The 13,987-nt window shown below is 61.8% G+C and carries 15 protein-coding genes; 7 read left to right on the top strand and 8 right to left on the bottom strand.

Annotated elements, in window-relative coordinates; genetic code table 11:
• Positions 1 to 24: 24 nt before the first annotated feature.
• Together L0U81_RS20750 and L0U81_RS20745 are read right to left on the bottom strand one after the other, a co-directional pair.
• Entirely contained in the window at positions 25 to 654 is a 630-nt protein-coding gene (locus L0U81_RS20750) for a TetR/AcrR family transcriptional regulator (RefSeq protein WP_233805387.1), read from the bottom strand.
• Between the two features lie 181 nt (positions 655 to 835).
• The gene (locus tag L0U81_RS20745) at positions 836 to 1,261 is read right to left on the bottom strand and encodes an OsmC family protein (RefSeq protein ID WP_062137154.1); all 426 of its coding nucleotides are present in this window, start codon (positions 1,259 to 1,261) and stop codon (positions 836 to 838) included.
• A 313-nt stretch (positions 1,262 to 1,574) separates the two neighbouring features.
• On the opposite strand from L0U81_RS20745, the gene L0U81_RS20740 reads away from it, so the two are divergent.
• Positions 1,575 to 1,883, top strand: a complete 309-nt coding sequence (locus tag L0U81_RS20740; protein ID WP_233805386.1) for a DUF4148 domain-containing protein — start codon at positions 1,575 to 1,577, stop codon at positions 1,881 to 1,883.
• A gap of 119 nt (positions 1,884 to 2,002) precedes the next feature.
• Here L0U81_RS20740 and L0U81_RS20735 read toward each other — a convergent pair whose 3' ends face one another.
• From L0U81_RS20735 to L0U81_RS20725, 3 genes are all read right to left on the bottom strand, one after another.
• Complete coding sequence (locus L0U81_RS20735) at positions 2,003 to 2,557, bottom strand: carboxymuconolactone decarboxylase family protein (RefSeq protein ID WP_233807870.1); 555 nt, start codon at positions 2,555 to 2,557, stop codon at positions 2,003 to 2,005.
• Between the two features lie 33 nt (positions 2,558 to 2,590).
• A complete protein-coding gene (locus L0U81_RS20730; RefSeq protein WP_233805385.1) occupies positions 2,591 to 3,919 on the bottom strand; it encodes an aspartate aminotransferase family protein in 1,329 nt (442 codons plus the stop codon).
• A 162-nt stretch (positions 3,920 to 4,081) separates the two neighbouring features.
• The gene (locus L0U81_RS20725) at positions 4,082 to 4,936 is read right to left on the bottom strand and encodes a MurR/RpiR family transcriptional regulator (RefSeq protein ID WP_233805384.1); all 855 of its coding nucleotides are present in this window, start codon (positions 4,934 to 4,936) and stop codon (positions 4,082 to 4,084) included.
• 320 nt (positions 4,937 to 5,256) lie between these two features.
• Between L0U81_RS20725 and L0U81_RS20720 the strand changes: the two genes are divergently transcribed.
• Positions 5,257 to 6,357 carry a type IV toxin-antitoxin system AbiEi family antitoxin gene (locus tag L0U81_RS20720; RefSeq protein ID WP_233805383.1) on the top strand — a complete coding sequence of 367 codons (1,101 nt, stop codon included), beginning with the start codon at positions 5,257 to 5,259 and terminating at the stop codon, positions 6,355 to 6,357.
• Positions 6,326 to 7,228, top strand: a complete 903-nt coding sequence (locus L0U81_RS20715) for a nucleotidyl transferase AbiEii/AbiGii toxin family protein (protein ID WP_233805382.1) — start codon at positions 6,326 to 6,328, stop codon at positions 7,226 to 7,228. Before L0U81_RS20720 ends, L0U81_RS20715 begins: the two co-directional genes overlap by 32 nt.
• A 60-nt stretch (positions 7,229 to 7,288) precedes the next feature.
• On the opposite strand, the gene L0U81_RS20710 is transcribed toward L0U81_RS20715, so the two are convergent.
• Positions 7,289 to 8,275: a LysR substrate-binding domain-containing protein gene (locus L0U81_RS20710; RefSeq protein WP_233805381.1), complete on the bottom strand. Its 987-nt coding sequence runs from the start codon at positions 8,273 to 8,275 to the stop codon at positions 7,289 to 7,291.
• A 173-nt stretch (positions 8,276 to 8,448) separates the two neighbouring features.
• Here L0U81_RS20710 and L0U81_RS20705 point away from each other — a divergent pair, with 173 nt between their 5' ends.
• The 4 genes from L0U81_RS20705 to L0U81_RS20690 all read left to right on the top strand — a co-directional run bounded on the left by L0U81_RS20705 (position 8,449) and on the right by L0U81_RS20690 (position 12,906).
• Positions 8,449 to 9,744, top strand: a complete 1,296-nt coding sequence (locus L0U81_RS20705) for a gallate dioxygenase (RefSeq protein ID WP_233805380.1) — start codon at positions 8,449 to 8,451, stop codon at positions 9,742 to 9,744.
• Between the two features lie 186 nt (positions 9,745 to 9,930).
• On the top strand, positions 9,931 to 10,845 hold the full coding sequence (locus tag L0U81_RS20700) for a LysR family transcriptional regulator (RefSeq protein ID WP_233805379.1): 915 nt from the start codon (positions 9,931 to 9,933) through the stop codon (positions 10,843 to 10,845).
• Between the two features lie 157 nt (positions 10,846 to 11,002).
• Entirely contained in the window at positions 11,003 to 11,992 is a 990-nt protein-coding gene (locus L0U81_RS20695) for a zinc-dependent alcohol dehydrogenase family protein (RefSeq protein WP_233805378.1), read from the top strand.
• A 38-nt stretch (positions 11,993 to 12,030) separates the two neighbouring features.
• Positions 12,031 to 12,906 (top strand): MBL fold metallo-hydrolase, encoded by an 876-nt coding sequence (locus tag L0U81_RS20690; RefSeq protein ID WP_233805377.1) that lies wholly within the window; start codon positions 12,031 to 12,033, stop codon positions 12,904 to 12,906.
• A 29-nt stretch (positions 12,907 to 12,935) separates the two neighbouring features.
• Here the strand turns inward: L0U81_RS20690 and L0U81_RS20685 are convergent, their stop codons facing one another.
• Both L0U81_RS20685 and L0U81_RS20680 read right to left on the bottom strand, forming a co-directional pair.
• Entirely contained in the window at positions 12,936 to 13,208 is a 273-nt protein-coding gene (locus L0U81_RS20685) for a hypothetical protein (RefSeq protein ID WP_233805376.1), read from the bottom strand.
• Between the two features lie 88 nt (positions 13,209 to 13,296).
• The gene (locus L0U81_RS20680; RefSeq protein ID WP_442793440.1) at positions 13,297 to 13,956 is read right to left on the bottom strand and encodes a hypothetical protein; all 660 of its coding nucleotides are present in this window, start codon (positions 13,954 to 13,956) and stop codon (positions 13,297 to 13,299) included.
• Positions 13,957 to 13,987: the final 31 nt, after the last annotated feature.

The raw sequence follows: 13,987 nt of genomic DNA, 5'->3' as shown, positions 1-13,987 counted from the left end.
TAAAAAATTTTGCGCCCTTGGGCACTACGCCAGGGCGCGCATCGCCACATCGACGATACCGATCAGGGCATCTTCCTCATGCGCGACTCGCCCCATGACCCGCAAGCCCTGCATCACACATAGCAGGAAATCGCCGACGGCTTTTTCGTCGAGCGTCGAATCAAATGCGCCGCTCGCCTGACCGCGAATCACCGCCGCCGCGAGCAAGGTGGCCATGCGCCGCTGTATCGCGGCGACGCGCGTGCGCAGCACTTCGTCGCCGGGCTGCATTTCGAGCGTCGTATTCGTAATGAAGCAGCTGCGCCGGCCGCTTAGGGCGCACGCGACCCGCGCGTAATGCAGCAGCGCGTCGCGCAGCGCCTGCTCCGGCTCGACGGGCGCGCTCAAGCGCTGTGCGAGCCGTGCGACCGCGCCTTCCGAGTAATGATCGAGCGCGGCCAGCATGATGCCGTGCTTGTCGCCGAACACGCCGTACAGACTGCCGCGCAGCAGACCCGTCGCCTTGCACAGATCGTCGATCGACGTCGCGTGGTAGCCGTGATCCCAAAACACCTGACTCGCGCTTGCCAGCACGGTGTCCGTGTCGAACTCGCGCGGACGGCCACGCTGACACACTTCGCCGGCTTTTTTCGCGGCTTGCTTTGAATCGTTCAATTGCGATGACCTTGTTGCGTCGTTGGGTCGATATTATGACTGGATGTTCAATAAATCAAGGACGGCTTTCCGTAGGCCTACTCGCCTCAGGGTCATTCGTCGATTCGACAACCACCATGAAAAAGCCGGCGGCAGACCTGACCCGCCACCGGCTTCGTTGCGTGACTCCTGCAGCCGAGGCTCAGGTCTCCAGCTTCGCATCCATCGTGATCGTCGCGTTCAGCACCTTCGACACCGGGCAACCGGCCTTCGCGTCCGCAGTGGCTTTGTCGAACGCGGCCTTGTCTCCGCCTGGAATCTTCACGGTCACGTCGAGATGCACCGCGGTGATCGAGAAGCCGCCGCCGTCCTTGTCGAGCGTCACGGTGGCGGTAGTGCCGATCCGCTCCGGCGTGATGTTGGCCTTGCCCAGTTCCGCCGACAACGCCATCGAGAAACACCCCGCATGCGCAGCCGCGATCAGCTCCTCCGGATTCGTGCCGATGCCGTCCGCGAAGCGCGTCGCGAACGAGTACTGAGTGTCCTTCAGGACGCCGCTGTCGGTGGAAATCGAGCCCTTGCCGTTTTGCAGGCCGCCTTGCCAGACTGCCGATGCCTTGCGCTTCATTGCTCTCTCCTGTTTGTGCCTTGCCGCGCACGCCGATCGACCGAAGATGATGCCCGCCGCGGCGGTCCGTCCGCGCTCGGGCATCGGTCGCAGGTGCCGTGCGGCTTGCAGGCGCGGGTGTGGACCGGATTTCATCATAGGCGTTTCCGGATGCCGGCGCGGGATGGTCGCCGCCCCACCATATCAAATTTGGTAACAATATTTCATAAAGAAGCGGCTTTTTTGCTGACCTCTCAAAAAATAGACTGCATTCAACGGATCGGGAAACGTGATTCACACCGATCCAGTCCACAATCAAATATCGGAGGTCATCATGAAATCGCTTCTTTCCGCAGTCGTCATCGCATCGGCTCTTATCGTTCCGGCAGTGTCGTTCGCGCAGCAGGCCAACGGTCCGATCACGCGCGCTCAGGTGCGCGCCGAACTCGTCGCCGCGCAGAAAGCGGGCCTCGTGTACCAGAACGACACCCAATATCCGAAGGCCGTGCCCCAAGGCTCGACGATCGTCACGGCTTCGACGCAAGGTTCGCAGGATGTCGGCGGCGTGAAGGCCGCTTCGTCGGACGCAGGTGCACCGACGACCGTGCAGCAACGCATCTTCTCGACGTATCGCGGTAACTGAAGCCCGCTAGCAGTTATTGCGGCACACAGTAAAAAAAGCCCCGGTTGCGAAGTTCGGCAACCGGGGCTTTTTCTTGACGCGCGCGACCACGGCGACACAGCCGCGCGTGGGTAAAAACGCTATTCGGGAAACGGCAGGCTTTGCTGTCCGATCGCGCGCATGTCGAACACATTCAGCGTCATCGCGACCAGCGCGTAGTAGCCGAGCAGACCGACCAGGTTGATCACGACCTGATGTCCGAAACGCTCGACCGCCTGCGCGTACGTCGCGTCCGACACCCGCTTCGTCTCGTACAGTTCGCTCGCGAAGTCGTAGATCAGCGCGTCGTCGGCATCGGCGAAATCGGGGCGCCGCCCCTGGCGGATCGTCTCGGCGTCCGCTTCGCTAACGCCCGCCTTCAACGCGATCGGATAGTGGATGTACCACTCCGCCTGCGCCTGCCAGCGCGTAGCGGTCACCAGAATCGCGAGTTCCGACAGACGCAGCGACAGGCCGGTCTGGTAGCGGCAAAACGCGCCGAGGCGCTGTGCGTGCTGCGCGAGTTCCGGGCTGTGGATCCAGCCAAGGAACGGCCCGTTCAGGTTGCCGCGCGGGCCGGACAGAATTTCGTCGAGCACCGCCTTCTGTTCGGGCGTGGCGGTGGACATGTCGAAGTGAGGCAAGCGCTCGGTCATCATCGTTCTCGCAAAGGCAGAGGTTCGGATAGCTTAGACGGCAGCGAGCGACGCGCCGATCGCATCGTTCAGGCGGCTCACGATCTCGTCGATGTCGCGCTCCGTGCAGATGAACGGCGGCGCGAGCAGCACATGATCGCCGCTCTTGCCGTCGACGGTGCCGCCCATCGGATACACCATCAGGCCGCGCGCGAAGGCCTCGCGCTTGATCGTCGCATGCAGTTTCAGTTTGGCGTCGAACGGCTCTTTGGTCGCGCGATCCTTCACGAGTTCGACGCCAACGAACAAGCCGCGCCCGCGCACGTCGCCAATGTGCGGATGCTGCGCATAGTGCTCGCGCAGCCGCCCGCGCAACTGCTCGCCGCGCGCCTGCACATTCGGCAGCAGTTTGTCCTCCGCGATCACGCGCTGCACTTCGAGCGCCGCCGCGCACGCGGTTGCATGGCCGATATAGGTATGGCCATGCTGGAAGAAGCCCGAGCCGCCGACGATCGTCTGATAGATGCGATCACTGACCAGCGTCGCGCCGATCGGCTGATAACCCGCCCCAAGACCCTTCGCGATGGTCAGCATATCGGGCGCCACGCCGTCTTCCTCGCACGCGAACAGATGGCCGGTGCGGCCCATGCCCGACATGATCTCGTCGAGTATCAGCAGCACGCCATAGCGATCGCAGACCGCGCGAATCTTGCGGAAGTACTCGCGCACCGGCGGCACCGCACCGGCCGTTGCGCCGACCACCGTCTCCGCGACGAACGCCGCGACCGTGTCCGCACCGAGTTCGAGAATCTTCTGCTCGAGTTCATCGGCGAGACGCTGCGCGAATGCCTCTTCGGTTTCGTCCGCGCGCTGCTCGCGATACGCGTAGCACGGGCTCACGTGATGCGCTTCGATCAGGATCGGCAGGAACGGCTCACGGCGCCATGCATTGCCGCCGATCGCGAGCGCCCCAAGCGTGTTGCCGTGATAGCTCTGCCGGCGCGCGATGAAATGACGCCGCTGCGTCTCGCCCTTTTCGACAAAGTACTGGCGCGCGAGCTTCAGCGCCGCCTCGATCGCTTCCGAGCCACCCGACACGAAGTACACGTGCTCGAGTCCGGCCGGCGCGCTCGCGACGAGCCGGTCGGCCAGCTCCTCGGCCGGCTCCGTCGTGAAGAACGACGTGTGCGCATACGGCAGCTGCTGCGCCTGCCGCTTGATCGCGTCGATCACGCGCTGGTTGCTGTGCCCGAGGCATGACACAGCGGCGCCGCCGGACGCGTCGATATAGCGCTTGCCCGTGGAGTCGATGATTTCGATGCCGTCGCCCGCGACGGCCACCGGCAAGGTTTGCTTCGGAGAACGATGGAAAACGGTGGACATGGTGTTCAGTTCCTGGTGATGGCGGGGCGCGCCGGAACGCGGGCCGGCTCGGGCGTCGCACCCACATTCAACAATCGGTACGTATTTATACGTCAATACAACATTTGTTGTCAAATGATGTTGTGGGGCGCCAGATGGAGCGCGGCGTGCAACAGCCGACGCTCAAGGCACGTACGCGCCCTTCGTGTGCAACGATTGTTCGGCGAGCGCGAGCTGCTCGACCGCGTCCGCGCCTTCGAGCGCGAGCAGATGCGCAACCAGCGCCTCGGCGATCGCGGTGGCGGCCACCAGCGACGGAAAGAACGACGGGCTCTCGTGCGAAAAGATCAGCACCTTGTCGGCGTTCAGCGCGATCGGCGACACCGCGCTGTCGGTGATGGCGATCAGCCTGCTGCCTTTTTCGAGCGCGGCCTCGGCGACGCGCGCGGCTTCGACCGAATACGGCGCGAAGCTGATCACGATGGTCGCGCTGTCGCGTTCGATCGTGCGCAGTTGCATTTCGAGCGTGCCGGCCTCGCCGTTGAGCAGCGACACCGACGGACGAAACAGCCGGTAGCCATAGACGAGGCCGAACGCCACCGGGTAACACGAGCGGAAGCCCGCCACATGCACGTGCGGCGCGCGCCGCAACACCCGCGCCGCCTCGACTATCACGCGGCCGTTATGCGCGGCGGTCGCTTCGAGATTGTGCTGCTGCGCCGCCAGCAGATCGGTCGCGAGCGCATCTTTCGATTTGACCATCGAGCGCGCCCGGCTCGTCAACGGCTCGGGCCGCGTGCGCACGCGCGCGACGAACAGATCGCGCAATTCGTTCCAGCCGGGAAAACCGAGTTGCTGCGACAGCCGCACGAGTGACGCAGGCTGCACCTGCGCGCGCTCGGCAACTTTACGCATCGACGACACCGCGACCTCGTCGGGATGATCGAGCAGGAAGCCCGCGCCCATCTGGAACTGCGGGCTCAGTTCGGGGAAGCGAGCCCGGATAAGGGCGACGAGCTGGTCGAAGCTGTCTGGCATGTTGAGGTGGGGCGACGCCGGAGTGGGAATTGACAACAAATGTTACCACTGGCTAGCGCATTTCAACGGAGCGAACACGCAGTAACCGTTGCACGTTCAGCGTTCGGATGACCCGGCAGTTGACGCGAAGGCGGCCGGTTGATGTGGTGCGTCAGCTCTATGCCGTTCTCCGAAAGCGTACATCATTAAGAAAGCGTACGATTTCTTACGTTTTCCGTGTCCGTATCAATCTGACTATACCGTCTTGGCTCGCTTGTACGTTTTTTATCATTTGTATGGTTTTGGAGTACACTACATTTAAAGCGTACAAGGAGGACAGGATGTCGCTTCCGCCAGATCTTTCTTTCTCCGAGCGAAGACTGCTCGAGGACGCGTGCGCGGCGTTCGAACACGCGACACGCCGGTTCAAAGCCCGGCCCACGAAGCGCCTGAGCGCGCGTGAGCGCCCCGCCCTCGGTGCGATAGTAGACGGCGCGATCAGTTTCAATGTCAACGGCAAGAATTTTGACATGCCGGTGTTCCTGAAGGAGCGAGCGGGCGAGACTGGTATCGTCGCTGCGCGCGCACTGCTGTTCCCCGACAAGTCGGCGGCGCGTCAACGGCAGTTCGTGTTCGTGACGCGCTACCTCACACCGGGCAAGGCTAACGACCTGATCTCGCGAGGGGTACGGTTCCTCGACACGGCCGGGAACGTATTCCTCGACGAACCGGAAGCCACTATCATGATCACCGGCCGGCCCAAGCCGTCGCCGGTGCGTTCGGTACCGAGCGCGCGTTCGACGACACCCAAGGGCCTTCGGGTGATGTTCGCCATCGCGACGACACCGGGTCTTGTTACCCAGCCGTACCGGACCATCGCCGAGTCAGCGGGTGTGGCCCTGAACACCGTCAACATGGCGGTGGACGATCTGATGGCACGCGGTCTTGTCGCGGAAAAGCGGGACGGGGAACGGATACTGCCGGACTGGCAACGGTTCGTCGATGAGTGGGTGAGCCTCTACCCTTCCCAACTTCGACACAAACTCGGCACGCGGCGCTTTGCCAGTGCGTCGCCTGACTGGTGGCGCTCATTCGACTTCGCGAAATTTACGGACCTGCTAGACCTGCGGCTTGGTGGCGAGGTCGCGGCTGAAGACCTGACTCACCAACTCAAGGCCTCCAGAACAACGATCTACACGCAGAGCCCCGTCACCAGTGAGTTCATCCTCAAAGCGCGGTTGCGGCCTGACGATTTCGGCGACGTCGAAATCCTCGAAGCGTTCTGGCCTCGCTCCTCAGTCAAGGTTTCCGGGTCAATAGTTGCCCGACCTCTCGTGCACCCGCTTCTTGTCTACGCGGATCTCGTCGCCACAGGTGACAGCCGCAACCTTTCCGTCGCCAGCCAGATCTATGACGAACACCTCGCAACCCTCCAGGCTTGAGATCAGTGTCGAACGCCCTTTGTCGGCCGAGACACATGCGCTTCTTCGCTATGTGCGGGACGTCGCTGCGCAACTGGATACCGGTTTCGTCGTAGCGGGTGCCACCGCGCGCGACCTGGTTCTGTGGCACGTGTACGGGATTCGGGCAGAACGGGCAACGCGCGACGTTGACGTAGCGGTATGTGCAGTGAGCTGGGAGGCCCACGACAAGCTGGTTGCGCTGTTGCTCGCGACGGGGCGTTTCGCGGCCCATAAGGAAAAGCGCCATTCGCTGAACTTCCACGACCCGGATGTTGGCGCGGCCGTACCTCTTGATCTTGTGCCCTTTGGTGACGTCGAGGCACCGGCGGGAGAAATCGCGTGGCCTCCCAGGGGCGAGTTCGTGATGAATGTGCTCGGCTTTCGCGAAGCGGTTGATACCGCGATCAATATCGATATCGGCGACGGCCTCGTAGTGCCGGTCGTTTCCCTTCCGGCGCTCGCCCTCCTAAAACTTCTGGCATGGCACGATCGTCGCACGCGCAAGAACACCGACGCATCCGATCTTCTTCTCGTCATTCGCCACTACCTGCGTGCTGGAAACGAAGAACGGATATGGACGATTGCCAGTGACCTGCTCGAGGCGCACGGATTCGACCTTGATCTGGCGGCGGCTACGCTGCTTGGCCGCGAGACCCGCGCAATCGCCCTGTCGGCGACGGTCGATGCGGTCACGCCGCTTCTGACTGACGAGGGTACGTACGATACGCTCAGGCGCGACGTCCTGGCGCGCGCGGCCGCACAATTGCTCGAGGATTTTGCGGATTCCTCTGACAGGATCCTCGCGGCGTTCCGTGATGGATTCCTTTCGCCCCAGTCAGGCGCCGTCTAAACCGGAACACTTCAGTTTTCGTTTGTAAAACCAATCATAAAAACGAACACGCATGGACCGTTAGTCAACCTGCACAAGATCACGCAAAAGCTGGGCGAGATCACTGACCGTTTTGTTGAGCGTAACCGTGCTGCGCCGGAGGATTCCGATTGGCTCGACTCCTTGTGGAGCCGGCATGTCGATCTGCACGAGCAACCCTGCCTCGATATCGCTTTGCGCGACCCGCTGCGGCACGATCCACACGGCGTCCGAACCTGCAACGATCAAGCGCGCGACAGAGGCTGACTGTGTCTCGATAGCGCCTTCAGGCACGGCAAAGCCGTGCGTCTCGAAGAACGCCTCAGTGTGGTGGCGCGGTGCGGTAAGTTCGCCCGCGATCACGAGCGGAAATCCGAGCGCGGCGTCAAGCGTAGGCGCAACACGTTCGCTCACAAGCGGATGCCCCGTCCGTACGACGACAATGAGCGACTCCGTGTAAAGATATTCGAACGACACGCCCGCCATCATCGCCGGCTCCGCCATGCGCCCCACCATCAAGTCGAGGTCCCCACCTTTTACGGCACGGAGCAGTTCGGCGTTCGAATCGGTAAGAATTTTCACTCCGACTTGCGGGTGCAACGCCTTGAAACGCAGGACCACCGCGGGCAGAAGCGCCGAGGCTACGGTTGGCAACACGCCCAGACGCACCGGCGCCGCCGCATGCACGCCTTGCCGCGCCAGCGCGACGGCGGACGCCTCCACTGCGCGTGTAGCGTCGAGCGCGTAGCGCAGGAAGCGCTCACCCTGCGCCGTGAGCGCCGCGCCGTTCCTACCCCGCTCGACGAGACGCACGCCCGCCCATTCCTCGAGTTCCACGAGCGTCTTCGAAACGGCGGGCTGACTCAGATGCAAACGCTCAGCGGCCCGCGCGAGCGTGCGCTCCTGGGCAATGGCCACAAAACAGTTCAAATGCCGAAAACGCAGCCTCGAGGCAAGTTGCCGCTGCGCTTCCTCTGCCGCCTCGCGGGCCGCGTCTGCGTTTGTGGACGTTTTGCCGCCTGATTTCATGACCGAATTCGTGGCTGGCTTCGGCGCAGGTTTCCTGCGGGATCGATACTCGCTGTTTTCCATAACCTCAAGTTATGGAATTTTTGCGAAGAAGTCAATTTACCGAAGCTGCCCGTCAACCATACATTGGCGCTATCGATTTAAATCACCCGCAAACAAGGAGCACCGGAGACATGGCCACGATCGCTGGCGGCATCGCCGTTTCGCACACCCCAACCATCGGTTTCGCGCATGATGCGCACAAGGAGCAGGACCCGGCCTGGGCGCCGATCTTCGAGAGCTTCGAGCCGGTCAAGCGATGGCTGCGCGAGCAGCAACCGGACGCCATCGTCTACATCTATAACGACCACGTTACGTCGTTCTTCTTCGACCATTATTCGGCGTTCGCGCTCGGCATCGGCAGCGAGTACGAGGTCGCCGACGAGGGCGGCGGCAGGCGCCACCTCCCCGGCATCAGCGGACATCCGGCGCTCGCGCGGCATATCGGCACGAGCCTCATGAGCGACGAATTCGACATGTCGTTTTTTCAAGACAAGCCGCTCGACCACGGCTTCTTCTCGCCGATGTCTGCGCTGCTCGACCGCACGGAAACGGGGTGGCCCACGCGCGTAGTCCCGCTACAGGTGGGCGTGCTGCAGTTTCCGATCCCCACGGCGCGCCGCTGCTACAAGCTCGGTCAGGCGCTGCGCCGCGCGATCGAGAGCTACCCCGAAGACCTGCGCGTCGTCGTGATGGCCACGGGCGGCCTCTCGCATCAGGTACACGGCGAGCGTGCGGGATTCAACAACCCGGACTGGGACCACCGCTTCCTCGATGCGATTACGAACGATCCCGAGGCGCTAGCGGAAATGACGCACGCCGAGTATGCGCATCTGGGCGGCCTCGAAGGCGCGGAGATCATCATGTGGCTCATCATGCGCGGCGCGCTGAGCGGCAACGTGAAGAAGGTGCACAGCGGCTACTATCTGCCTTCGATGACCGGCATCGGGACGCTCGTGCTCGAAAACGCGGCGATGGAGCCAGCCGGTGGAACACAGACGCGGCACCGCCAACATATGGCGCGGCAACTTGCCGGAGCGGAGAAGCTTGCGGGCACGTATCCGTTCGGGCTGGAATCGAGTGTGAAGGCGTACCGGTTGAACAAGTACTTGCACCAGATGATCGACGAGGAGCATCGGCGTGCGTTCCTCGCCGATCCCGAACGCACGTTTTCCGAGGCCGGGCTGACCGCAGAGGAAAAGGATCTGGTGCGCAAGCTCGATTGGCGCGGATTGATTCACTACGGAGTTGTCTTTTTCGTGCTTGAGAAGCTTGGCGCGGTGGTTGGGACATCCAACCTTCACATCTACGCAGCAATGCGCGGGGAAACGATTGACGATTTCCTCAAGACGCGTAATACGCCTGTGCTGTACTCAGTGGCGGGGAACGTGGATTCCACCGAGCAATGGCGGGAGAAAGAAGCACCGTAAGCTTTGCAGTTAGTCGACCACGCTGTCTGTGGACAACGCCTGGCGTATCGGTGTACGGATGCGCCCCATTCTTCGCCTGCCCATCGCCGCAATAAATGAGCTAGCATTGGTCAGATTGTTGCGTCGCTACGAAACAAAGACGTGGAACCCACCCTGTTCCCACGTCTTATAGGGCCTGGAGAACGTATGGAACTGCTGCAAGCAATGAAGGTTTTCAGTGCTGTAGCAAAGCTGGGCAGCTTCACGAACGCCGCGGAAATCCTCCAGGTCGGGCGTCCGCATGTCACGCGATACGTCCAGGAGCTCGAGGCTGCCCTTGGCGTCCGGTTGTTTCAACGTACCACTCGCAGCGTCAGGCTCACCGCGGAGGGCGAGCAGTTCTACGCACGCACCGAGGAAATTCTTGCGGGCATCGACGACGCAACCACGATGTTCAGCCATACGACTGAGGCAATGCGTGGGCGCCTGCGCGTTGACCTTCCCGCCGCGCTGTCTCAACAAGGACTGGTGAATCGCCTGCACGATTTCGCTCGTCAGTATCCCGGTCTTGAGCTCGTACTCGGAGTGACGGACCGCACGGTCGACCTGGTCGCTGAAAGCGTCGATTGCGTTCTCAGAATCGGAGAGTTACCAGACTCGAGCCTGGTCGGCCGGCGGGTCGGCGCCGCCGTGATGGTAATGTGTGCCTCCCCGACGTATCTGGCGGAATACGGGACGCCGGAGTCCCTATCGGACCTGCCGGCACACAAGGGCGTCAGCTTCCTCTCTGGCCACGACAATCGGCCGATGGTCTGGCGCTTTCTCGTTGGCGCGGAGGAACGGACCGCTGCCTGCAGTGCGAGCATCAGCGTGAACGCGGCGAATGCCTACGTGCACTGCGCGGTGGCGGGCTTCGGCCTGATTCAGGCTCCCGGAATTCTCGTGGAGCAACACCTGGCAGAGGGAACGTTGGTCGAGGTTCTTGCTCAGTACAGACCAACGCCTTGGCCCGTATCACTTCTGTATCCCAGCCGGCAATACGTCTCGCCTCGCGTCAGGCTTTTCTCTCAATGGCTTGCCGAGGAACTCGTCACGATAAATCAGACCTGGCTCGTGCCCTAAGGTCTGTTCACCCCGGTTGGGAGATTGTTACCCTGCAAGGCAACAGTCAGTTGCGTGCGAATTCGTTTATCTGGACCTCTCCCGGACCTAAAGTGCCAGTCATCCGCCCGTTGCAAAACACCGGCAACGAAGTTCACGGCGCTCTTGAGGTCAAATCATGTCCAAGGTAGTTCGCTTTCATCAAACCGGTGGCCCTGAGGTGCTTCAGTTCGACGACCTCGAAGTAACCGCGCCTCAGTCCAGGGAAGTTCAGATTCGGGTCAAGGCCCTGGGTATCAACCGTGCCGAAGTGATGTATCGCACCGGCCAATACGTCATCGAACCGCAGTTTCCGGCCGGGCTCGGCTATGAGGCTTCCGGCGAAGTCATCGCTGTGGGCGCCGGCGTCAACGAGTTCTCCGTCGGCGACCCGGTCAGCGTCATTCCGGCGTTTTCATTCGCCGAATACGGCATGTACGGGGAAATCGTTAACGCCCCTGTCCACGCAGTCGTGAAGAATCCGGCAGGAGTAACGCACGAAGAGGCCGCGGCCACATGGATGATGTTCGTCACGGCATACGGCGCACTGATCAACTACGGCAAGTTGAGTAGCAGCGATACCGTGGTCATCGGCGCTGCAACCAGCAGCGTCGGGCTCGCGGCAATCCAGATCGCGAAGATGGTGGGCGCCACCACCATCGCTCTCACCCGCAGCAAGGAGAAGGAAGCGACCCTGCGTGCAAGCGGTGCTGACCACGTCGTCCTGAGCGGCGAGCCGGACCTGACCGGTTACATCATGCGTGCGTCTGGTTCCAGGGGGGCGCGCATCGTCTTTGACCCGGTCGGCGGTCCGAACGCCCGGGATATCATCCGCGCGATGTCCCACGACGGTATCTACTACCAGTACGGAGCGCTCGATTCACGCGATATTCCGGTGCCGGTCATGGACCTCCTGAGCAAGCACATTGTCATTCAAGGATACGAACTGTTCGAGATAACTACCGACGAAAAGAAGCTCGAGCAGGCCAAAGCGTTTATCTCCAAAGGGTTGTCCTCGAAAGCATTGCGTCCCGTCATCGACCGTGTATTCCGCTTCGATGAAATTGCCGACGCCCACCGATACATGGAAGCCGGCAACCAGGTCGGCAAGATCGTTGTAACGCTTTAACAGAAGCTCTCCTCCCCCAGAACAACTGCGAGATAACCATGCGTTCCCAAGTAGCGTTCCAGGCACCGGCCATCAACAGGAAGAAGGTCGGCGACATGACCGTCACCATGCTCAGTGATGGCTATCTCGATGTTTCGTTCGAGTTGCTTGACGGCATCGATGCGGCCAGGGCAGAAGCATTGCTCGAAAAGCGCGGTGCGCCGCCGTTGCCCCGGATGAACATCAACGCTTATGTCGTGCAGAGCGCCGAACGGACCATCCTTGTTGACAGTGGAGCCGGCGGTATCAATGGCTGGGGCGGTCGCCTTCAGGTCGCGTTAGCCGCGGCAGGTATTGACCCGCTTGAAATCGACACGATTCTGCTCACCCACGCTCATCCAGACCACATCGGGGGCCTCGCAGGTCCGCTCCAAACGCCGATCTTCCGAAACGTGCAACAGCTATTCGTGCACGAGAAGGAACTCGCGTTCTGGCGCGACGACAGCGTCTACTCTGGCGCTCCCGACGGATTCCGTCCGTTCTTCGACGTGGCAAGAAACGCCTTCGACGCATACGGCGAGAAGCTGGTTCCGTTTCATCAGGAGTCGATTCTCCCTGGCATCCAGACGGTACCGTTGTTTGGTCACACGCCTGGCCATACTGGCTATCTGCTCGGAGACGGCCCGGATTCGCTACTGATCTGGGGGGATATCGTTCACTTCCCTCACGTTCAGCTGGCGCAACCAGAAGTCACCATTGCTTTCGATAGCGACCCCGCAACGGCTGCACGCACACGCGCGCAACTACTCGACCGGGTCGCGACCGACAGGCTTTCCATCAGCGGCATGCACTTCAATCTGCCGACTACTGGCTCGGTCCAGCGCGAGGGTAATGCTTACATCCTCAACTACGATCTATGGTCACCAGCCGTGTAAGCGGCAGCTCAACCGGGTGGCATTCGCGGTTAGTCCCCGAACGGGTTATCGATGTCTTTCACTTCGGTACTGAGGTTGTATTCCGCACGCACGGCCTTGAGCACGCCCTCGATGTCGCGCTCGAAACCGATCGCGTTGCCGAAGTGAGTCATGTTCCAGTTGCAGCCCGTCTTGTCAGCCTCTTGCAGCTGCGGCCGCGGCACGCGAATCTTCACGCCATCCTCGACGACTTCCTGCAGTCGATGGATTCGCCGATTGACCTCCTGCTGTAGCTGCGAAGCATTGAGCGTCTTGCGTTTCATCGAGGTCTCCTTCCGGTTGCTGATGTCAGTCTAGCTCGAATGAGGCGTTCCGCGACCTGGTGCTGAAAAGCAAGGTCGATGACGCTTTTCATCGCTCGTCATTGTCTTGCCGCTTCTTTGCGGGCCCTGCGCTGCTGTTGCGACGCGCAAAGATCACACCGGCTCCGATCGCGACGAGCAGGGCTGCTATCAGTCCGCCGGCCATGCCGCTCATGCTACGGGATTCGCTCACACTGGAAGCCGCCGAGACAGCCACGGGCGCGGAGGCCTCGGGCGCGACCGGCTGCGGAAGCGCCACGCCAGCGGCGCTGCCGTGCCGTACAAGAGAAGCCTCCGATGTCGGCAAGGCCGGGGACGCCTGCGACCCTTCAGGTGCGGATGCAACAGGTGGCGCGCCCGGATTGGGTCCGACAGGCGCCATTGCTGTTTCCGGCTCCGCCACGACAGGTACGGCCGCCCGAGGAGCGGCTTCGACAGATCGGGCCATCGCCTTCCACTGAGCAAATACGCCATCCACGCAATGCACATCGACACAGGCGTTTCGCGCGTGCCGCCACTGGGCCAACTGCGCGGACGAGAGTCTCCCGCTGCTCAGCAGAGCCTGTTGCTGCGCGAAGATATCGTCGTACTCATTGTTCAGGATCGCGTGATCGCAAATGACGCGCTCGGCGAGTTGCTGCGTCGTTGCACACTGAATGTCGGTCGCCCATGCTTCGTTCGAACCCAACGCCGCCATGGCCAGAAGCAATACCCCAAGTCGTCGTGCTTGATGCACCCGT

The sequence above is a fragment of the Paraburkholderia sp. HP33-1 genome (assembly GCF_021390595.1).
Lineage (GTDB): Bacteria > Pseudomonadota > Gammaproteobacteria > Burkholderiales > Burkholderiaceae > Paraburkholderia.
The sequence above is the reverse complement of the archived record's forward strand: the minus strand, read 5'-3'. Positions and strand labels throughout refer to the sequence as shown.